Consider the following 21,074-nt stretch of genomic DNA (forward strand, 5'->3'; position numbering starts at 1 on the left):
CCCGGGCCTGGATCCGGCGCTGCTCGCGCCCCTGGCTGGCGATGAGACGGATGCCAAGCTGGAGGCCATCGCCCGCCTGGGCATTGAGTCCTCGCCGCAAGCGGCGGTAATCCTCGAGGCTCTGGGTAACGACAGGTTGTATGTCACTCCTGAATCCCGACTATTCGTTGAAACACCCACGGGTGTTGTGGATGCGGCGACTGGGCAGTCTGTCGAGACGATGCCTCCGCTGGCGGGTACGGTGTCGGTGAACAATCGGCTACGTCGTGCGATTTCCGCGGCATTGGCGGCGTCGCGTTTGCACGCGCAGAGCCCCGAGCAGCGTTTAGCTGCCGCGCGAAGTCTGCAGCGTGGCGCGGACGTGGCGATGTTGCCGGTGCTGGAAAAGGCATTGGCTGATGAGGACGATGCGCAGGTCTACGCGGCCCTGGAGGTCGCCGTGGCCACCTTGCAATTGAAAAGCACGACCGCCTCCGTACGGCGCAAGGCGGTAGAAACCTTGGGAAATAGCGGCAACGCCGCGTTTCGTCCCTTGCTGCAAGCGCTACTGCAGCAAGACGCTCAAGGCGTTTACGCCGAGCCGAACGCCGAGGTGCGTCAGGCCGCAAGCACCGCGTTACAGCGCATCGAACGCCATTTGTCGATGGTGGCGTGGATTGGCAACTTGTTTTATGGCATCAGCCTGGGCAGTGTGCTGCTGCTCGCCGCGTTGGGTCTGGCCATTACGTTTGGTTTGATGGGCGTGATCAATATGGCGCATGGCGAGCTATTGATGATTGGCGCTTATGTCACGTATGCCGTGCAATCGCTGTTTCGACTGTGGTTTCCCCAGTGGCTGGATGCGTATGTGATCGCGGCAATGCCGGTGGCTTTTGTGGTGACGGCCTTGGTGGGGATGGCGCTGGAACGCACGGTGATACGGTGGCTATACGGCCGTCCGCTGGAGACATTGTTGGCGACCTGGGGGATCAGCCTGATGCTGATGCAAGCCGTCCGCACTTTGTTTGGCGCGCAGAACGTCGAGGTGAGTAACCCCTCGTGGATGAGCGGGGGCGTGACGGTACTGGGCAGCCTGGTGCTGTCGTATAACCGAATGGCCATCATTGTGTTCGCGATACTGGTCGTGGTGTTTGTCTGGGTCTTGCTGAACCACACCCGCCTGGGCTTGTTTGTGCGGGCGATTACACAGAATCGTCGCATGGCGGATTGTGTCGGTGTGCCCACTGGGCGTGTCGATATGCTGGCGTTCGGATTGGGATCTGGCATCGCGGGTTTGGCGGGTGTCGCCTTGTCGCAGCTAGGCAACGTGGGGCCCGATCTCGGGCGCGGCTATATCGTGGATTCATTCATGGTGGTGGTGCTGGGCGGTGTGGGTCAGTTGGCGGGCACGGTAGTCGCCGCGCTTGGACTCGGGGCCGTCACCAAGTTTCTTGAGCCTTATTCCGGAGCCGTCATGGCCAAGATCGTGATCTTGGTGCTGATTGTGCTGTTTGTCCAAAAGCGTCCGCAAGGCCTGTTTGCGCCGCGTGGCAGGAGCGCCGAATGAGTTCACCGACCTTAAACCACAGTGCGTCGTACGCGGCCGCATTGCGGCGCCCCTTGTTTAGTCCGAAAGCTTGGACAGCGCTGGCGATCGCGACGGCTCTGCTGGCCTTGCTACCTCTTTTGAATTTGCTATTCCCATCCGGGCACGCATTGCATGTGTCGGCCTATATGGTGGCGCTGCTTGGCAAGTTCATGTGCTATGCGCTCGCAGCCCTGGCACTGGATTTGGTGTGGGGCTATGCCGGTATCCTCTCGTTGGGGCACGGCCTGTTTTTCGCCCTGGGCGGCTATGCGCATGGTATGTACTTGATGCGCGCGATTGGCCGCGATGGCGTGTCTCAGAGCGATGTACCGGACTTTATGGTGTTCCTGAACTGGAAGGACTACCCCTGGTATTGGGCGTTTACGGATCATTTCTGGTACGCCATGCTGTTGGTGGTGTTGGTGCCTGGTGGCTTGGCGTTCTTGTTCGGTTATTTTGCCTTTCGCTCACGTATCAAGGGCGTGTATTTTTCGATCATCACGCAGGCGCTGACGTTCGCCGCCATGTTGCTGTTCTTTCGCAACGATACGGGATTTGGCGGTAATAACGGTTTCACGGATTTCAAACGCATCCTGGGTTTTGATATCACGGCGCCAGGTACGCGTGCCACGTTGTATTGGGTGACGCTAGCCGTGCTGCTCGGCTCTCTGGTGGTGGCTCGTGTGGTGACGAAATCCAAACTGGGCCGGGTGTTGACGGCCGTGCGCGATGCCGAAAGCCGTGTGCGATTTATCGGCTATGAGCCGCTGGGATTCAAACTGTTCGTGTGGACCCTGTCGGCTGTGATGTGCGGCGTGGCGGGTGCCCTGTATGTGCCACAAGTAGGCATTATCAACCCTGGTGAGATGTCGACCGAAAACTCGATTGAGATGGTGATCTGGGTGGCGACGGGAGGTCGGGGCACGTTGATCGGCCCGATTATTGGCGCGGGTGCGGTCAACGGCCTGAAGACTTGGTTCACCAGCGTGTTTCCGGAGTTCTGGTTGTATGCCCTGGGGTTGATCTTTGTCCTGGTGACCTTGTGGCTGCCACAGGGAATTGTGGGACTGGCGCGGCGCTGGATGGCAAGCCGCAGGAGCGTACAGCATGAGCGTTGAATGGCTTGCGCCACGTACAAATGCGGCGGCGGGATTGGATGAGGACGGCGGCCCCAGCGGGCAAGCGTCGTATGGACGGGTGAATCCTGCGGGGGTCGATACGACGCACGGTGCCATCTTGTATCTGGAGGGCATCACGGTTAGTTTCGATGGATTCAAGGCGCTGAACGATCTCACGCTGGATATCGGTGTCGGGGAGTTGCGCTGCATCATCGGGCCCAATGGTGCAGGCAAGACCACCATGATGGACGTTATTACGGGTAAGACGCGCCCGAACACGGGATCGGCTTTTTTTGGACAGAATATCGACCTGACGACGCTGAACGAGACACAGATTGCTAACGCGGGTATTGGCCGCAAGTTTCAGCGCCCCACGGTTTTTGAGCAGCATACGGTGCTGGAAAACCTGGAGCTGGCGATGAAAGCCAGCAAACGGGTGCGCCCGACCTTGTTTGCCCGACTCAGTAGCGAGCAAGCCGATCGCATCGCGCAGAACTTGGCCTTGATCCGGCTCATGGACGAGGCCTATCGCGTGGCGGGGTTGTTGTCGCATGGGCAAAAGCAATGGCTGGAAATCGGTATGTTACTCATGCAGGAGCCGCAACTTCTGCTGCTTGACGAACCGGTGGCGGGTATGACCGACGCCGAAACGGAACGCACCGGCGAGTTACTCAATGAGTTGCGCGGCCGTCATTCCCTGATGGTGGTGGAACACGATATGGACTTTGTTTCGCGGATTGCCGATGGCGGCAAAGTGACCGTACTACACGAGGGGTCAGTGCTGGCTGAGGGCACGATGACCGAGGTGCAGGCGGATACGCGGGTCATAGAGGTTTATCTGGGGCGCTGACATGTTGGAAGTCCAATCCATTGATCAATATTACGGGGGTAGCCACACGCTGCGTGGCGTGTCGCTATCGCTGCAGCAGGGTGAATGCCTGGGCCTCCTGGGACGTAATGGCGTCGGCAAGACGACATTATTGAAATGTCTGATGGGCGTGTTGCCCATTGCAGCAGGCAAGGTGCTGTTTGACGGGCAGGATATTTCGCGCCTCCCGCCGCATCGGCGCGCTGCGCTGGGTATTGCCTACGTACCGCAGGGCCGCGACGTATTTGCGCGGCTGACCGTCGAAGAAAACATCATGATGGGGATGGCCCGCTTTTCGGGCGCGCGGGCACGCAACATTAAAGAGGAAGTCTTCACGCTATTTCCGGTGCTCAAAACCATGCTGAATCGCCGGGGCGGCGATTTATCTGGTGGCCAACAACAGCAATTGGCGATTGCGCGCGCGCTGGTGGCAGAACCCCGGCTGATTATTCTGGATGAACCGACGGAGGGCATCCAGCCGTCCATCATCAAAGACATTGGCCGAGTGATTCGTTTACTGCGAGAGCGCGGCAACATCGGTATCTTGCTGTGCGAGCAGTATTTCGATTTTGCCCGCGAGCTTGCAGACCAGTTCGTGGTGCTATCGCGCGGCGAGGTGGTGGCAAATGGGCCCCGCTCGGAGATGGATAGCGAAGATGTAAGACGACATTTATCGGTGTAGGCACAGGGGCGGGGGCGAGGCAGATGTAGAATCAAATGCATCAGCCTGTTACATCGTTTCTTGTTACCCTTCAGGGCGAAGCGTTTTTCCTACGCCGCCTTTGCCACTCCTATCGATATATCGTCAGTGTCTGCCATTTTTATTTCCCCTATTTCGTACGCAACGTCCAGCCGGGATTGGGCGTTGCCCGCTTGGCGCCATTTCTGCCTGGCTCTGGGCATTTGTTTATTGATGCTCCTGGCCGCATGCGGCAGTACCGGCTCCGGCAAGGTTGAGTCGGGCTACTACCGTGTACAGCCCGGCGACACGTTACACAAAATCGCGCGCCAACACGATACGAGTGTGTCGGAATTAATGCGCTTGAATAAATTGTCGAACCCGGATCGTATTGAGAAGGGACAATTACTGCGCGTCAATGCCAAGGGCGGCAGTGCGCCGCCGCCCGACACGAGTTCCGGCAAGACGAGCGGCACGAGAACGCCTGCCATGTCGTCATCGTCGTCGTCGGCCGTGGTCAAAGGGCTGAAGCTGGTATGGCCCGCCGACGGAACACTGACGCAACGCTACAACGGCACATCGTCCAAGGGTCTGACCATCGTCAACAAGGCCGGTACCCCGATCAAGGCCGCCGCCGCAGGCAGTGTCGTGTATGCGGGTAACCGTTTACGGGGCTACGGGAATCTGGTGATCGTGCAGCACTCGGGCGATTTCCTCAGCATCTACGCACACAACAATAAATTACTGGTCAAAGAGGGCCAAAAGGTCTCTCAGGGGCAGCAACTCGCGGATATGGGCAGCACGGATCGCAGCGGACCGGGGCTGTATTTTGAGTTGCGTCATCGCGGTCAGCCGGTAGATCCGTCAGGCGCCTTGCCGCCGCGCTGAAGCTCGGTTTTCGCCGGCCGCCGTACCCCGCGGCGAGGGCAGGAGACATGCTGCTCCGGCCGTTCCTGGTCAGGAGTTGCGTCGTTTCGGGCGTGAGGGTGTCGCGTAAGCGTGCAAATAGCCTTCTACCATCAGGCGCAGCCATTTCTCGAGCTCTTGTCGGTCACTGGCCGACAAGGCATTGATCTGCATAGGCGATACGCTGGGAAAGGGCCACGCGGCGGGCGGTGACAACGCCCCGGACGCATTGCCGGGTTCTCTGAGTGGGTAGGCGTCTGACGCGCTGGTCGACGGATAGTGGTCCCGCCTTTCCATCGGGCCTTTGCCTGTTTCCAACCAGTCTAGTTCGACACGCAAGACGTTGGCGATCTTTCGAAAAGACCGGCTGGACTTGCGTTCACCATTTTCATAGCTGGCGATCGTGCTTTGCGATAGCCCGCAAGCACGCGCCAAACTTTGCTGAGTGTGGTCTCGAAGCTGCCTTGCGTGCTTCAATCGGTCTGAGAATGTCTTCACTAGCCGATTGAACCGTGCGTTTAGATTACGTTGGCGATCATTATTATTACTTATGTGTTTTCGCTGAGGAGATCCTATGCATGCTGCAATCGAATCTATCATCATTCAAGGCCAACATCCACGCTTGCCGAATCTGGTTGCGGGGTTGGCCGCTCAGGGGTGGTCCGTCCGTAGTTGCACGACGACCGCCGCCTTGACGGGAATGGTCGAGGTTTGCGCGCCACAAGTTGTGGTGATTGAAAATGAAGAGTACGACCTGCGTACGCTGGTGAGCGTGGCACGCTACACGTCCCCCAACGCCGCGCTCATTGCCCTGATCAGCGATCCTGGTGTTGACGCACGTGTTGCGGCACTGGATGCGGGGGCGGACGCCTGCTGCCTCTTGTCGACCGATTTGCGTGAGGTCTGCGCATTAGGTCGGGCCCTGGTGAGGTCGCGCAACGGGCCGTCCGCGCGAGCTCCGCGGGAAACGTCCCCATGGCGTCTGACGCATTCCGGCCGCGTCCTGGCCGGACCTAGCGGTCAGCGTCTGCCCCTGACATTTACCGAAAGTGCGTTCTTTTTGCGGTTGCTGTCGTCGCCTGGGCATCGTTTGCCGCGTGAGCGCCTGATCGCGACCGCTGTTGCCGGCCCCCGTGGCCCGCATTCCGCGCGCAGCGTGGATGTCATGGTGTCGCGCCTACGCGCCAAAGCCGAACGGCTTGGGGTAGGCCTGCCATTATTGGCTGTGCGGCAATGGGGCTACATTTTCCTGACGGACACGGCGACCGAGGCCAAACCGCTAGAAGATGTCCCGGTGCCCGCGTCGGCAGGCTATTGCAGCTAGGTAATCACCAGATTGTCGCGATGCATTAATTCCGGGTCGGTCATGTCACCCAGTATTCGTGCAATTTGAGACGATGGCTGCCGCAGAATGCGCCGCGTGTCTGATGACGAATAGTTGATCAGGCCGCGCGCGCATTCCGTGCCTTGGGCGTCAACGCACGCCACGACATCGCCGCGCTCGAATTCCCCCTGTACCTCGACAACGCCGATAGGCAACAGGCTTTTGCCTTCGTGCAGCAGAGCATGCACTGCGCCATCGTCCAGCACCACACGTCCCCGCAGGCGCAGGTGGTCTGCCAGCCATTGCTTGCGAGCGGACCATACCGGCAGTACGGCGCTCAGTTCGGTTCCGATGCATTCCCCTTGCGCCAGGCGAGTCAGCACGCCGCGTTCGCGGCCCGACGCGATCACAGTGTGGGCGCCACTATGCGCGGCTCGCTTGGCGGCCAGGATCTTGGTTAGCATGCCACCGGTGCCGATGCCCGAGCCAGCGCCGCCGGCCATGGCTTCCAGGGTGGGGTCGCCGGCTTGCGCATGCGAGATAAAGACCGCGGCAGGGTTCTTGCGAGGATCCGAGTCATAGAGCCCGCGTTGGTCGGTCAGGATGACCAGTGCATCGGCTTCGATCAGGTTAGTCACCAGGGCGCCCAAGGTGTCGTTGTCACCCAAACGAATTTCATCGGTGACGACCGTATCGTTTTCGTTGACGATCGGGATGACACCCATACGCAAGAGCGAAAACAGGGTGCTTCGCGCGTTCAGATACCGGCGGCGGTCGGCCAGATCTTCGTGAGTCAGCAGAATCTGTGCCGTGCGCAGGCCGTGTTCGGCAAATGCTGCCTCATAGGCTTGGCACAGCCCCATTTGACCGACGGCCGCCGCGGCTTGCAATTCATGCATCACCGACGGTCGTTTACGCCAACCCAGCCGGGCCATACCCTCGGCAATGGCGCCGCTGGATACCAGCACGACTTGTTTGCCCTGTTGGCGCAGGGTGGCGATTTGGGCCGCCCAGTGCGCGACGGCGGCGCGGTCCAGCCCGCGCCCTTCGTTGGTGACCAGAGAGGATCCGACTTTGGCCACCAGGCGCGTGGCAGAGGTTACAACAGAGACAGGTGTGTGATCGGCAGTCATGGTGATGACCGAGTATCGCAATGAAGAAAGTGGCCGCAACCCGCGGCCGGCGGAAAACGAAAATGAGATGAGGGATTATTCGTCACCGCCACGCGGCGCTTGGGGGGCAGGGGCATCACCGCGTGTCGCATCAAAGCGAGGGTCTTCAGCGACGTAAGTGCCATCCGCCTTGTCGTCGGCCAAGTTATCTTTGCGTTGCTCGGCGTCCAGGTAGTCTTGCAAGGCCCAGATCAGCTCTTGCGTTCCGTCGCCATTCAACCCGGAAATCGCGTAGATAGGACCATGCCAGTCGAACTGTTGCGCAAAACGCTCGCGGGCGGATTCGGCGTCAGGCACCATATCCAGCTTGTTGAGAACGAGCCAGCGGGGTTTGTCGGCCAGTTCCGGATCGTAGCGGCGCAGTTCCTCGACGATGGCGCGCGCGTTGATGACGGCCTGGTCGATAGGATCGGTATCCGGATCCGCTGACGAGATGTCGACCAGATGCAGCAGCACCCGCGTGCGTGCCAGGTGGCGCAGGAACAAATGGCCCAGGCCGGCACCTTCGGAGGCACCCTCGATCAGCCCGGGAATATCCGCCACGACAAAGCTGCGCGCCGCCGAGGTACGTACGACGCCCAGGTTAGGGTGCAGGGTGGTGAACGGATAGTCTGCGATCTTGGGGCGCGCATTAGAGATGCGGCTGATCAGCGTGGATTTGCCCGCGTTGGGCAGCCCCAGCAAGCCGACATCGGCCAGGACTTTCAGCTCGAAGCGCAGACGGCGTTGTTCGCCTTCTTTGCCGGGCGTCCACTGGCGCGGGGCGCGGTTGATGCTGGACTTGAAGTGAATATTGCCCATGCCGCCCTCGCCGCCGGCGGCCAGCGTGACCTTTTCGTCATGGCGATTGAGATCGAACAAGAGCTCGCCGGTATCTGCGTCATAGACGACGGTGCCTACGGGAACTCGCAGCGTGATATCGGCTGCGGCGGCACCGTATTGGTCCGAGCCACGGCCGTTTTCGCCGTTCTTGCCGCGGTGCAAGCGAGCATAGCGGAAGTCGATGAGCGTGTTGATGTTGCGATCGGCGATGGCAAAGATGCTGCCGCCGCGTCCGCCATCGCCGCCATCGGGGCCGCCTTTAGGGATAAATTTTTCGCGGCGAAAGCTCGCCACGCCATTACCGCCTTTACCGGCGATGACTTCGATGGTGGCTTCGTCTACGAATTTCATAAGTTCCTGCCTGAAGCAAAAAAGCCCTGCCGCGCGCGACAGGGCTTTTGCCGTTTAAGAAACGGTGACCGTTATCCGGTAACCGTTATTCGGCTGCCACAATCGACACGATCTGCTTGTTCAATGCGCCTTTGAAGCCGAATTGAACTTTGCCGTCGATCAGCGCGAACAAGGTGTGATCCTTGCCGATGCCAACGTTGGTGCCGGGGTGGAAACGGGTACCGCGCTGGCGCACGATGATCGAGCCAGCCGGGATTTGTTCGCCGCCAAATGCCTTGACGCCCAGTCGTTTTGATTCTGAGTCACGACCGTTTCGCGTAGAGCCGCCGCCCTTCTTTTGTGCCATTTTTGATAGCTCCTGCTATTCAATACCAAATCGGATCGTTAAGCCGTACGGACCGTTAGGCCGTAATGACTTCGATGCGGATTTCGGTGTAGTTCTGACGGTGGCCCTGATGCTTCTGGTAGTGCTTGCGACGGCGCATTTTGAAGATCTTGACCTTATCGTGCCGGCCATGCGCAAGAACCGTTGCCTTGACCACGGCGCCAGCGACGATAGGAGTACCAACTTTCAGTTGATCGCCTTCGCCCACCGACAGGACCTGGTCCAGGGTGATTTCTTGCCCAATGTCAGCAGGTATCTGTTCTACCTTGAGTTTTTCGCCAGTGGCAACACGATACTGCTTGCCACCGGTTTTTACGACCGCGTACATGGGGTATTCCTTAAAAATAGGGATTTCGGTGTTGACCGAACCAGAGATTCTAGCGCGCGGCTATGGAAAAGTCAAAATTTCCTTATGGGCCGGGTGGTTAGGCCGTTTCAAGGGAGCGTTGGCAGGCAGGGCGCGCCAGACAGCCAGGATGCGCTGACAGTGCCTCGATCAGACCTCGTATAATTCACGAGACCCCGGACAGCGGCGCGTTTGCCCGCGTTGACACACCACAGAGCCCTGGGTCGGCTCTTCCTGATACCTGCCGGATACGTTTTGAATCTCCCTGAGCTGATCGCCCCTATTTCCGATGACATGAAGGCTGTCGACGTGGTTATCCGCGGGCGCCTGGACTCAGAGGTCGTACTGATCCGGACGATCGCCGATTACATTATCGGCGCGGGCGGCAAGCGCATGCGGCCCGCCATGGTGCTTATGGTGGCACGTGCGCTGGGTTACCAGGGGGGGCACCATCATTTGCTGGCCGCCGTGGTTGAGTTCATCCACACCGCGACCCTGTTGCACGACGACGTCGTCGACGAATCCAGCCTGCGGCGTGGCCGCGAGGCGGCCAATGCCATGTTCGGCAATGCGGCCAGTGTGCTGGTGGGCGACTATCTGTATTCGCGTTCGTTCGAAATGATGGTCGAGGCCGGCTCGATGCGGATCATGCAGATCCTGTCCGAGGCCACCACCGTCATCGCCGAAGGCGAAGTCTTGCAGTTGCTGAATGTCCACGATCCCGACGTCTCGCAAGCGCGTTATTTACAGGTAGTGCGCTACAAGACGGCCAAACTATTCGAGGCGGCCGCGCAGGTCGGCGCGGTACTGGCGGGCGCCACCCCCGAACAAGAAGCCGCCGCCGCAGCCTATGGCCGGCATGTGGGTACCGCCTTTCAGTTGGTCGACGATGTGCTGGACTACAGCGGCGACGCCCAGGCCCTGGGCAAGAACGTGGGGGACGATTTGCGCGAGGGCAAGCCCACCTTGCCGTTGATCTGGGTGATGGAGCAAGGCACACCCGAGCAACGCGAGATGATTCGTACCGCGATCCAGACGGGCGATGCGGATTTTGCTGCCGTGGCCGAGGCCATTCAAGCGACAGGGGCTCTGGAGCACGCACGCCAGGCCGCTCTGGCCGAAGCGGAGATCGCTCGAAAAGCCTTGGACGTCTTACCGATTTCCGTTTATCAAGAATCCCTGTTAGAATTTTGCGCTTTCGCGGTGAATCGAGACCGCTGAAAGAAAGCACTGTAAATGCGCGCTTTGTACGCACGCTATAAGTGCCGCTAAAAGCGATGTAGTCAATACAAGCGATATAGCAAATCGGGGCGTAGCTCAGCCTGGTAGAGTACTGCGTTCGGGACGCAGGAGTCGGAGGTTCGAATCCTCTCGCCCCGACCACTGATTAGTGGTCGAATTTTTGCTGGTGTGCCCGACATCAGTGGCAAAAAAAGCCGGAACTGCAGAGATGCAGTGTCCGGTTTTTTTGCGTTTGACGGTTTTGTGATGAGAAGCGGAGTGCTGAGTTCCGATTTACGGATGCGTCTGCGGTTTGGTCTGGGTCCGCAGTGAGCCTTCGATTGCCCCGCCGGATGCCAGCGCTAAATCTTGTAGCGGTACTGCGTGCATTGCTATGCCCTCAGTGGTTAAGGTGTAAAAAATAAGCTTCAGTACACAGGGCATACCTCTTGATCTTCGTCTCCTGCGTCGTCCGTGCCGACCATGTGCACATTATTCTGGTTCGGTTGTTTGCTGAGATAAGAACCGGTGGCGGCTCCGCATAGTGATCCCGCAAATTTCCCGGCCATGCGACCTCCCATTAATCCAACGGTCGCGCCAGCGGGCCCGGCTATGTAGGCGCCGCCCGCGGCGCCTAACAATCCCAGTGCGGCACTACCGGCAACACTGCCTATTTTTTGGGCGAGTTGCTCTCCGGTGTATCTAGGGGCCCCGGTTGCCGAGGTCGTTGCTTCGTCGGCGTTCCGTCCGGCGACGAGGGTCATTTCTATTAGTTTTAGCTCACGCATGATCATTGACTTCTTAGTTAGCTTATTAACTAGGGTGAATAACAAACTCGACGCTGCTGACAGCGTCAAGGGTTTAATGCTTTTCAAGCGCCTTTAGTCGTAATAATCGTCGGATTCGGGCACGCCTATTCCGGTTGCCGCGCCTACCAGAAAGGCCGTGACGCCGATGGTGCCCATGCGGAATGTTTCATAATCAGAGAGCCAGTTATCGAGAGTCGCTCCAAGGCCTTCGCCCATCATGGACGCCTGCCAAAGATCGAAGGTCGAGTCGAGCTCGCCTTTCGAGTACATCGACGCGAGGGAATAGCCGAGGGATGCCATGGAGGCGCCGAATTCGGCCCCCGACATAGGCGGTTCACTAACGACCAACGCGTCGGTCCCGCCGGCTACCAATGGCAGGTTCTGTAGTGAGAGTGCTTGCATTCCATATCTCCATCTAAAGTAAGAGCGTCCACGCTCTGGTTTGAAATTCCCACGCGTTACGCATGGTGCGGTCACTGATAACTTGAACGTTATTTAGAGTTCTTCGCTTTGCGGGCAGTCGGGTTTGCTTCGTCTGGGAGGATGCTCGGTTGCCGCGCAGAAACACCCGCATGTGAAGTTGATAATGGCACGGAGAAAGATGCCTTCTCGGACGGGATAAATCGCGTTATGGCATATATTTCGGCTCACCTTTGCGCAGTACGAAATCGCGCCTGCAACGCCAACTACGGTGTCGTGATGGCCGATTCCATATGATTCTTTGATGCCCATGACCGTCAGGTATCCAGTCGAAGCGCTTAGGCTCCCAATTTGCTCCACAGCCATACAGAGCGGGTTGAAACCTCCTGAGGCCTGTTGGAGTTCCGCGGATGACAGTTCACGCATGGTGTTCTCGTTAAGCAATCAATGGCGCTCTATGCGGACGGGCGGTAACGTGTCTAGCGCCACAGAAACCCGGAACCTTGTCGCGAGCAATTCGTAATGCACGTCAATGGCCGTTTGCTGAATGCTGGCGAGTTCATCGAGGGCCTTCAGTAGCTCGAGTGCCGTGCCTACTCCCTCTTGGTAGCGGACTTGCGCGCTTCGGTAGGCCTGTTGCGCGCTGGCTTCGGCGTCCTTGAGCAATGCCTCTTTGTGGTTGGCGCTGGTCATTTGGCTGACGTCAGTCAAGAGCTTGAGTTCTTCTTCGAGCCATATGGACCGTTCTGTTTCGCGCGCGCTTTGGGCTCGGACTCGTGCGGCGTCGGTCGCGTGCTTGATCGCGTACCCGTCAAAAATAGGAATGTGTACGGTGAAGCCGACGGACCAGCCATTGACCTTTTGCTTCGCGACGGAGCTCGCCGGGGGCGTGAAACCGGTATGACGATCAGCTTGCAAGGTGACGCCGGGAAGATGTTGTGCGTTGATGGCTTGAGCCTCCGCGTTTGCGGCTTGAGTACTGGCGCGCGCGGCAGCGAGTCGAGGATGATTGCGCACGGCGGTGATGATCCGTTCGTTAAGTTGGGAATGGATGTCGTTGGATCCCGCGACAGGTGATGGACTGAGATGTCCCGCTCGGCGCGAGGCCGTCGTCGGGTTCGCTCGGAACGTGCTGTCCGGGGCTTTTGACAAGTTGATGGCGCTCTGGCCGGGCAGGCCGATGGTGGTGGCGAGAACGGCCCGACTAATCGCTGCCGTAGTGGCTTTAGTGTCGTTGTCGACGAGATTGCGTTGCCAGGCGAGCTTGGCAAGCTGTTCGTCGGCAAGGGAACCGACGCCCCCTTCGCGTAAGCGCTGTGTCGCCTGCAGACTCTGTTTGGCTCGAGAGACGGCCTGCCGAGCTGCCTCGGCGCTGACCGCTGCGTGGCATGCCTTGTAGTAGCTGTCTGCAACCGCCACCGCTCGATCGCGATTTGCCAACACCTGGGAGTACAGGGCGGCCGTCAGTCTGGCGTGGGCGCTATCGTATTGTGCGTCGCGGCGTCCGGAGTCAAACAACAACCAGCTCAAACCGAGGCGTGCATTGCCACTGTTGGTATGCAGGCTGTGATTGGCGCCGGTGTGATCGGGATACTTGACGCGTTTGCCGATGCGATTGGCGTCGGCGTTGGCGTCTAACGTGGGTAGGTATTTGGCGTGCGCGGTTCGGAGATTCGCAAGTTCCTCTTCGATGCTCAGGTGGGCTTGACGCACTCGGGGCGCTTTGCAAAGCGCGATTTGTACGGCGGTTTGCAGGCTTAAATCGGACAGAGTGGCGGGCGCCTCGCAGAGACCGGGTGCGAGGTTCAGCTCAAGCGGCGGCGGAAGCTCAAGGGTGGGCTCCACCGCGATAGCCGGACAAGTCGCCGCCAGACCAAGCATCAATAGCAGACTGCGAAATGCAAACATGGTGCGCATGAGTGGCGGGTTAGGGTGAAAGGTAAATCCGTGAACATGGTTAGCGGGCGGCGATGATTGCCTCTGTGGGAGGATGTCCCGCCGCAGGTACGGGGCATTGATGATCTGTAGAAAAATCAGACGACGTACGCTCAGTGATCTTCCCGTTTTGCAAGATCAGCACACGGTCTGCCGAGGCGATGGTCTGCGGGCGATGCGCGACGACGATTCGGGTGATGTTGAGAGTCTTAAGCATGTGCACGACCTGGGCTTCGACCTGAAGGTCGAGATGGCAAGTGGCCTCGTCCAGGATGAGAATTTTGGGACGACGATAGAGCGCCCGCGCAATCAGCAGGCGTTGCTTTTGACCGCCTGATAGCACTGTCCCCATGTCGCCAACGAGTGTGTGGTATCCCATGGGCAGTGCGTCGACGTCATGGTGAATCGCCGCATGTTTGCAGCACGTTTGAACCCAGGCTATGTCGGTGTCATGGTCAAAGAAGCTGACGTTTTCAGCAATGGAGCCCGCAAAGAGCACGTCGTCTTGTAATACGCACGTCGATAGCGAGCGTATGCCGCGGGCGCCGAGTACGGTATAGGGTGCGTCGCCAATCGCGATGTCGCCCTGTGTGGGCTGGAGAATACCCAGCATGATCTTCAATAGCGTGGATTTTCCTGCACCGGTGGTGCCGGTGATCGCGACGGATTCGCCTTGATTGATGTGAAACGACGCGTCATTGAGCACCCAGGGATCAGTGTCCCCATAACGGAAGGACACGTTAGAGAATGAGAGTGTGCCGGCGAGTGATTCCAGCGATCGCTGCGGATCCAGTCCGGGTTTTTCGGGCGGGGTAAGTACGATGTCAGATAGCCGTTCTCCTTGGATACGCAGCATGCGTAGCTCGAAGAAGTTGTCAATCAAAGCACCGACGCGTTGATTGAATTGCGACTTGTAGGCGAGAAACGCCATCAGCATGCCTACGCTAAAGCCGCCGGTGATGACCAGATTGGTCCCTGCCCACAGGATGGCGAGGCCTTCCATGCCGAAAATCAATGTATTGAGTTGTTGGAATATCAGCTTGAGTTTTTGAATCTTGACCCCGGCATTGACTTGCTCGACCATCAGGCTTTGCCATGTGGCGCAGCGGTCTTGGGCCTTTTGGAAAACTTGCAACGTGCGTATGCCGCGCAAGGTTTCGAGGAAGTGAGACTGGGTTTTCGCGCCCTTGATGATGGCATCGTGGGATCGCGCTTTGAGTGGGGGATAGGAGAGCAGGCGAGCGACGCCGTAAAGCACCATTGCGCCGATTGCGATCAGGGATAGCTGCCAGCTATAGAGCCACATCAGCACCAGTGTGATCACTGTCATGAGCCCGTCGAGGATGCCCGCAACCAATGAGGCGTTGAGTGTTTGTTGAATCGTATCGATGGCGCCGAATCGCGACACGATGTCGCCGATGTGACGTCGTTCGAAATAGGCGGTGGGCAGTTTGACCAGGTGTGCAAACAGATTGCTTTTGCTCTGAAACGACAGGCTGGTGCTCAGCTGCATGCCGATATAGGCGCGCAGGGTAGACACGGCAGCTTGCATGATCAGTAATAGCGCGAAACCGATCAACAGCGTGGTGAGTAGGTCGGTATCCGCGGAAACGATGACGTCGTCGATGATCCATTGTGTGAAGACTGGCGATGCGAGCGAGAGCATTTCCAGGACGAGCGCCAGCACGATGATTTGCAGTAATGCGCGTTTCAAGCCGAAAACGGCGCCGACGAGCTTGCGCAGCGGCATGACGGGTTCAGGTGGCGCCGTGTTAAAAGTCTGGGCGGGCCAGACCTCCAGCGCGACGCCAGTGAACGCCTCGTTGAGCTCCGCCTGCGAGACTCGACGTCGTCCTGTGGCAGGGTCGTGAATGATGGCGGTACCACCACTGACGGAACAAAGCACGACGAAGTGGTTGAATCGCCAGTGCAAAATGCAAGGCGTGCGCAGCTTTGCCAGCTCGTCGAGTTCGAGTGTCATGGCGCGGAACTGTAAGCCGATCTGTTCGCACATCTGGCCCACCTGCAACAGCGTTGCCCCTTTTAAGGAAGTCGGACATCTTTGTCGTAGTTCATAGATGGTCAACGCGTGTCCGTAATAGGTCGAGATCATTGCCACGCACGCGTTGGCGCACTCGGTGATTTCTCCTTGGAGGATGACGGGGACGGAGAGACGCCCCGACATGAGACGCCTGAGGTCCGAGAAAGAGAAAGCCGTCATTTCGAGACCTTTCCAGTGATGGTGTAGAGCGGCTCCAACACCCATTCGTAGATGGCGCGGGTTTCTCGCAGAATATCGACTTCGAGAGACATGCCAGGCGCGAGAAGCTGTGGTGTGCCGTAGGCAAGGATGTCTTGCGTATCCAGTCGTAGCGATGCGCGGTAGTACAGGTCGTGGGCGGAGTTTTGTTCCAGCCCGGGCACGGCGCCAGAGATATTCACGATTTCGGTGGCGGGAATGGCAACGGTAGAGATCGAGGCGACGTGCGCCCCGTGCATACCGAACTTTTGGTAGGGGTAGGGGGCGTAGCGCACCCGCGCGCGATCCCCTATGCGCGTAAAGCCGATGTCTTTGTTTTTGATGTAGATGTCAGCGATCAATTCGCTGTGCTGGGGTATCAGGCTGAGCAGGGTCTTGTTGGGCTCGGCGTATTGCCCGACTTCGGCGAGCAAGCTACTGACCTGACCGCTTTCGGGAGCCAGTATCACGACGTGGCGTCTGGCTTCGCTCTCTGTCAGGTCTTGCGTGATGGCGAGAATGTCGCGTTCGATTTGTGTGACTGCGGCCTGTTGTCTCAGAGGGAGTGTGCGCTGTTCGCTTTCGTGTCTGCCGAGTTCTTTGGTTGTCTCGGCGTGCTGCTGGAGCAGGTCGGCAAGCCGTGTCCGTTGTTCGAGGTGCAAGGCCTGTTTTTCTTGCCATTGATCGCGAGAGACATAGTTTTTAGCGGCCAGCCCCTGGTAACGGCGCGTGCTGTCTTGTGCGAGAGCAACGCGCTTTTGTTGCAGGGAAATCTGGCCGTCTATGCGATCCAGTGTTTTCGAGAGATTGGCAATGGTGCGCGCTAGCGAGGAGGCGTCTTCGTGGTGGATCGTGGTGAGCTTGTCGCGCTCGCGTTCAAGCAGATCGAGGCGGCGCTGCAACTGCTGGCTGATGGTCTCCTGGATGGCTGCGCCGGCGTGGCTGTAGCGCTCGCTGGAGAGCGTGAACAAGCGCTCGCCCTTCGTGACAAACGCACCCTCCGTGGTGTGCTTGGCGGTGACGACGCCGGGCTGGGGGGCATAGACCTTGACGAGTCCGTTGGCGGGAATGAGCTGCCCATAGACCTTTACCCGTTTGGTATAGGAGCCAAAGCAGAAGAACACCAAGAGGCAAAGCCCAAAGAGCGCGAACAAACCGACCAGCGCCGAGGTCGACACCGGACGTAGCGCGATGACTGATCCCAGCGGATGTGTCTTGGTGGCGTCGAGAGCAGATTTTCGAAACACAGTAATACGGCGCGATGTGGCGTGAAATCCTGGGGCAAATACGACGCCAGAATGGGGTCAATGGATTCGATAAAGGGTGCCCGTACGACGCGCAATCGTTCGCGGCGAACGGTGCTATGGCATCGTGCGCGAACAGGCTTGCTGCGTAAGTACTGACGGCTGCTTTAGCGTGCGGCCATTCTAGGTAGGCGCAAGCGTGGTGCGAGTCGAATGCAAGGGTTTGGCAGTGATATCAGACGAGTCTGATCTAGAGACGACGCATGTATCGTATGTGATGACGGCGATGGGCTCATTGCGAGCCCATCGGTCCAATCTCCGAGCGAGGGATGCTCCGAGGGAGGTTATGCGGTTTTAGCGTCGGCGGGAACGCAATAGCGCTCTTCACGGTAAGCCCAGCTGGGCCATAGGGCATGGGCCAGTGCTTCTTCGGCGAGCGCCGCATTGGTAGGTGTCGGAACGAAGGCTTCGGGCATGGCATACTGAAATTGCACCGGATCTTTATCGGGCAGTAGCACCAGCAGATCGTCGCCTTTCAGGTAGCCGTAGTGATTTTCGTACTGCATGATGGCCCGATGGGGAGCGCTGCGGGTCAGGTCATGACCTAGCATCGGGTGGGTACATGTGACACCCGCCAGCGATAGCAGCGTGGGGGGGAGATCGATTTGGCTGATGATGTTTTCATCACGTCGCACAGGCACGCCGCCGCCCAGGATGACGGCCGGAATGTGGAAGTGGCGTACCGGCACCAACGTGTCGCCGAATACCCGCGAGTCGTGATCAGCAACCACCAGGAAAATAGTGTTTTCCCAATAGGGTGCCTGACGCGCGCGCTCGAAGAACTGGCCGAGCGCCCAGTCGGCATAGCGTACGGTGTTTTCGACGGTGGCAGGGTTGCCTTCGACGGTGATGCGCCCCGCGGGGTACTCCCAGGGTGAGTGGTTGGAGACGCTGAAGGCCAAGGTGAACGAGGGGCGATCGCGATCATGGTCGGCACGCAAGTGCGTGTCCAACTGGGTGAACATATCTTCGTCAGACGCGCCCCATGTGCCCACAAATGCCGGGTTGGTGAAGTCCGGGCGGTCGATGATCTCGTCGAAGCCGTTACCCAGAAAAAAGCCTTTCATATTGTCGAAGTGCGATTCGCCACCGTAGATAAAGCGGGAGTGGTAACCGTGGCGGCCCAAGACGTCGGCGAGCGTAAAAAATCCCCGTTGTGCCGCGGGTAATTTCAAAACGGCTTGGGCCGGCGTGGGCAGAAAGCCCGCGGTGACGGCCTCGAGCCCACGCACGGATCGGGTGCCTGTGGCATAGGCCCGGGTAAAGGTCCAGCCCTCCTTTGCCAAGGCATCCAGCTGCGGGGTGTAGTCGTTGCCACCGAGCGCGGCGCTATATTGGGCGCCCAGGCTTTCCTCGAGAATGATGACGATGTTGGCCGGGCGGGATCGCGTCTGCGAGGGCGTTTGATCATGCACGCTTGGATGGGTATCGATCGCCGGCGGATGTGGCAGGCCGGCGCAAGACAGAACAATCTCGTGCATGCGGGCACTCGGCATCTGGCCATAGACGGCAGCCGCTGATTTTTCGTGTTTCATGCTGTAGATGGCATAAAGCACGTTGTAGAGCGAGTTCAGCGCCAGCGTATTGAGCAAGCCGTCATTGCTGTACGCAACGGTAGAGGGGTTGATGGGGCGATGTCCGAGCGTGCCGCGTATCGCCAGGATGAGGACGGCTAGAATGACCACGCCGCCCACGATCATTTGCCACCAGGCCCAACGGGTCTCGACGGCCGGGTTGCCGAACAAGGCATGGCCAATGGCCAGCAATGCCACGACCGCGACGAGCGCACCGACGAGTTCGAGTTTGTAGCCGCGCCATAGCATGCCTGAGACTTCGCGGGGGTGCTTCAGGTATTCCACAAACAGGCGATTGGGGCGGGTGTCGTACTCCATGACAAAGGCAGGCGTGGCGACCTCGAGAAAGCCCAATAAAATCCAGCACACTTGCAGCCAGATACCCGTCGCGGTGGCGGCGGCGGGCAGATGCGCCAAAAACGGTGACAGGACGGCTGGCAGCGCGATCAGTATGGCGATTTGGGTCGTGTCGATACGTAGGCCGCCTCGCAACAGGGGACGCAGGCCCCCTGCTTTGCTTACCCGACTCCATTGCCAAGTCGCCAGAGCCAGGCGGCTGACAATGAGCAGCACGAAGGCTGCGATGATAAACAGGATGACTGAATGTCGCATTAGAGTCCCGCTACTTGCGACGCCCGATACCGAAGGAGCGCGCAATTATTATTAAGAGTGGCTACCGCTGGGTAGATTGGCGCGCACGAGGCGGCCGGCGATGGATTCCCGCATGGGAATATCGGGCATTGCATCACCGGGGCCGTACCAGTGGGCCTCTGCAATTTCGTCCGCTTGCACTCGGATATCACCGCCTACATACTCAGCCGTAAAGGCGATCATCAGGGAATGCGGGAATGGCCAAGATTGGCTACCAAAATACCTCAGATCGGTGACGCGCAGGCCGACCTCTTCGTAGACCTCGCGGTGGATGGCGTCTTCGATGCTTTCACCCGCCTCGACGAAGCCAGCCAAGGCGGTATGACGCGCCGTGGCATAGGTCGCATGGCGCGCCAGCAGGATGCTGTCGCCCTTGCGTATCAACACCATCATTGCGGGGGAGACACGAGGATAGGCTGACAGGCCGCAGGCAGGGCAGCGCATGCAGAACTCGTGGGTTGCCGGTTGCATGGGCGTCGCGCAGACGCCGCAATAGCGATGCGTGCGGGCCCATTCCGCCAGCTGAAAGGCACGTCCGGCCAGTGCGGCCTGTTCGCCTAGTTCGCTGAGCAGCGCGCGTAATTTGCGAAATGCGTAGCCCGGTGGCGCCTCGGTGGTGAGGGGGACATGGGTGGTGCGGATATCCGGGTTGTTCAGCCACACTTGTTGCAAGGCGTCGGGCTGCAGGTCCAGCGCGGCGCAAGCTGTCGCGTTAGGTAATTCAAGACCAGTCTCCTGGACCAGCAGTTCGTTACCTCGGAAAATAAAATTCAAGATGCTTCCTTGCGCTGACGGGCTGAGACTATTTTCAGCCGCTACTTTACAGCGGGAATGGACGATTAGGGGAGACTTCAGGCATTTGTCAGCCGGGCGATCGCGACATCGAGCGGCCAGGCTAACGTCTCGACCAGATCGGCAATGGCGTCGACGTTATCTAGGGGTACACGCGGCAAGGGGTGATCTTCCGAGGCAACATCGGTGGCAATGGCGCCGATGCTGGGATCGTCGGGGTACAGCCAGGGTTTTTCGTTAATCTGACGATGGACTTCGATTTTGATGTGGGCGTTGCGCTTGAAGCCCTCGACCAGGATGAAATCAACAGGGCTCATGGCGTTGAGGAGTTCGCCCAACTCGGGCTCGGGGGCGCCCCGCAGCTCGTGCATCAGCGCCCAGCGTGCGGACGAGGCAACGAGGACCTCCGTTGCGCCCGATGCGCGATGCAGAAACGAGTCTTTACCGGGTGTGTCGATATCAAAGGCGTGATGGGCGTGTTTTAGGGTGGAGACGCTATAGCCCCGAGCCTGCAGGCAGGGGATAAGCTTGGTCAGCAACGAGGTCTTGCCCGCGCCGCTCCATCCGGCAAAACCAATAATTCTTGTCATT

Annotated in this window: 20 protein-coding genes and 1 tRNA gene; 8 read left to right on the top strand and 13 right to left on the bottom strand. The window is 58.9% G+C overall.

All coding sequences use genetic code 11. The features are described from left to right. Positions 1-7 precede the first annotated feature (7 nt). From urtB to ACNAZS_RS07225, 5 genes are all read left to right on the top strand, one after another. Positions 8-1,546, top strand: a complete 1,539-nt coding sequence (gene urtB, locus ACNAZS_RS07205) for an urea ABC transporter permease subunit UrtB (protein ID WP_415788848.1) — start codon at positions 8-10, stop codon at positions 1,544-1,546. Next, a complete protein-coding gene (gene urtC / locus ACNAZS_RS07210; protein ID WP_415787689.1) occupies positions 1,543-2,685 on the top strand; it encodes an urea ABC transporter permease subunit UrtC in 1,143 nt (380 codons plus the stop codon). Before urtB ends, urtC begins: the two co-directional genes overlap by 4 nt. Next, the gene (urtD, locus tag ACNAZS_RS07215) at positions 2,675-3,535 is read left to right on the top strand and encodes an urea ABC transporter ATP-binding protein UrtD (protein WP_415787691.1); all 861 of its coding nucleotides are present in this window, start codon (positions 2,675-2,677) and stop codon (positions 3,533-3,535) included. Before urtC ends, urtD begins: the two co-directional genes overlap by 11 nt. Position 3,536: 1 nt before the next feature. Next, positions 3,537-4,235, top strand: a complete 699-nt coding sequence (urtE, locus tag ACNAZS_RS07220) for an urea ABC transporter ATP-binding subunit UrtE (protein ID WP_415787693.1) — start codon at positions 3,537-3,539, stop codon at positions 4,233-4,235. 231 nt (positions 4,236-4,466) lie between these two features. After that, positions 4,467-5,120, top strand: coding sequence for a peptidoglycan DD-metalloendopeptidase family protein (locus ACNAZS_RS07225; RefSeq protein WP_415788850.1), 654 nt, complete (start codon positions 4,467-4,469; stop codon positions 5,118-5,120). A gap of 69 nt (positions 5,121-5,189) precedes the next feature. On the opposite strand, the gene ACNAZS_RS07230 is transcribed toward ACNAZS_RS07225, so the two are convergent. Continuing rightward, the gene (locus ACNAZS_RS07230) at positions 5,190-5,636 is read right to left on the bottom strand and encodes a helix-turn-helix domain-containing protein (protein WP_415787695.1); all 447 of its coding nucleotides are present in this window, start codon (positions 5,634-5,636) and stop codon (positions 5,190-5,192) included. Between the two features lie 76 nt (positions 5,637-5,712). On the opposite strand from ACNAZS_RS07230, the gene ACNAZS_RS07235 reads away from it, so the two are divergent. Further along, entirely contained in the window at positions 5,713-6,462 is a 750-nt protein-coding gene (locus ACNAZS_RS07235; RefSeq protein ID WP_415787697.1) for a response regulator transcription factor, read from the top strand. Here the strand turns inward: ACNAZS_RS07235 and proB are convergent. From proB to rplU, 4 genes are all read right to left on the bottom strand, one after another. Next, positions 6,459-7,595, bottom strand: a complete 1,137-nt coding sequence (proB, locus tag ACNAZS_RS07240; protein ID WP_415787699.1) for a glutamate 5-kinase — start codon at positions 7,593-7,595, stop codon at positions 6,459-6,461. The genes ACNAZS_RS07235 and proB overlap by 4 nt on opposite strands. Positions 7,596-7,670: 75 nt before the next feature. After that, complete coding sequence (obgE, locus tag ACNAZS_RS07245) at positions 7,671-8,807, bottom strand: GTPase ObgE (protein WP_415787701.1); 1,137 nt, start codon at positions 8,805-8,807, stop codon at positions 7,671-7,673. A gap of 85 nt (positions 8,808-8,892) precedes the next feature. Next, on the bottom strand, positions 8,893-9,153 hold the full coding sequence (gene rpmA / locus ACNAZS_RS07250) for a 50S ribosomal protein L27 (protein WP_415787703.1): 261 nt from the start codon (positions 9,151-9,153) through the stop codon (positions 8,893-8,895). Between the two features lie 55 nt (positions 9,154-9,208). After that, entirely contained in the window at positions 9,209-9,520 is a 312-nt protein-coding gene (rplU, locus tag ACNAZS_RS07255) for a 50S ribosomal protein L21 (RefSeq protein ID WP_415787705.1), read from the bottom strand. A gap of 273 nt (positions 9,521-9,793) precedes the next feature. On the opposite strand from rplU, the gene ispB reads away from it, so the two are divergent. Both ispB and ACNAZS_RS07265 read left to right on the top strand, forming a co-directional pair. Beyond that, complete coding sequence (gene ispB, locus ACNAZS_RS07260) at positions 9,794-10,759, top strand: octaprenyl diphosphate synthase (protein WP_415787707.1); 966 nt, start codon at positions 9,794-9,796, stop codon at positions 10,757-10,759. 85 nt (positions 10,760-10,844) lie between these two features. After that, positions 10,845-10,921 (top strand) — tRNA-Pro (locus tag ACNAZS_RS07265). 266 nt (positions 10,922-11,187) lie between these two features. Here ACNAZS_RS07265 and ACNAZS_RS07270 read toward each other — a convergent pair. The 8 genes from ACNAZS_RS07270 to mobB form a co-directional block, all read right to left on the bottom strand. Beyond that, positions 11,188-11,634, bottom strand: a complete 447-nt coding sequence (locus ACNAZS_RS07270; RefSeq protein WP_415787709.1) for a hypothetical protein — start codon at positions 11,632-11,634, stop codon at positions 11,188-11,190. A gap of 6 nt (positions 11,635-11,640) precedes the next feature. Beyond that, on the bottom strand, positions 11,641-11,970 hold the full coding sequence (locus ACNAZS_RS07275) for a hypothetical protein (RefSeq protein ID WP_415787711.1): 330 nt from the start codon (positions 11,968-11,970) through the stop codon (positions 11,641-11,643). Positions 11,971-12,432: 462 nt separating this feature from the next. Beyond that, the gene (locus ACNAZS_RS07280; RefSeq protein WP_415787713.1) at positions 12,433-13,896 is read right to left on the bottom strand and encodes a TolC family protein; all 1,464 of its coding nucleotides are present in this window, start codon (positions 13,894-13,896) and stop codon (positions 12,433-12,435) included. A gap of 49 nt (positions 13,897-13,945) precedes the next feature. Continuing rightward, a complete protein-coding gene (locus tag ACNAZS_RS07285) occupies positions 13,946-16,144 on the bottom strand; it encodes a peptidase domain-containing ABC transporter (RefSeq protein ID WP_415787715.1) in 2,199 nt (732 codons plus the stop codon). Further along, positions 16,141-17,409 carry an HlyD family secretion protein gene (locus ACNAZS_RS07290; protein WP_415787717.1) on the bottom strand — a complete coding sequence of 423 codons (1,269 nt, stop codon included), beginning with the start codon at positions 17,407-17,409 and terminating at the stop codon, positions 16,141-16,143. The genes ACNAZS_RS07285 and ACNAZS_RS07290 overlap by 4 nt, the downstream gene beginning before the upstream one ends. A 341-nt stretch (positions 17,410-17,750) precedes the next feature. Then, complete coding sequence (locus ACNAZS_RS07295) at positions 17,751-19,652, bottom strand: LTA synthase family protein (protein ID WP_415787719.1); 1,902 nt, start codon at positions 19,650-19,652, stop codon at positions 17,751-17,753. A 51-nt stretch (positions 19,653-19,703) separates the two neighbouring features. Then, complete coding sequence (gene nudC, locus ACNAZS_RS07300) at positions 19,704-20,465, bottom strand: NAD(+) diphosphatase (RefSeq protein WP_415787721.1); 762 nt, start codon at positions 20,463-20,465, stop codon at positions 19,704-19,706. Positions 20,466-20,542: 77 nt separating this feature from the next. Further along, a complete protein-coding gene (gene mobB, locus ACNAZS_RS07305; RefSeq protein ID WP_415787723.1) occupies positions 20,543-21,073 on the bottom strand; it encodes a molybdopterin-guanine dinucleotide biosynthesis protein B in 531 nt (176 codons plus the stop codon). Position 21,074 lies beyond the last annotated feature (1 nt).

It is taken from the genome of Bordetella tumulicola (assembly GCF_965138755.1).
Lineage (GTDB): Bacteria > Pseudomonadota > Gammaproteobacteria > Burkholderiales > Burkholderiaceae_B > Bordetella_A > Bordetella_A tumulicola.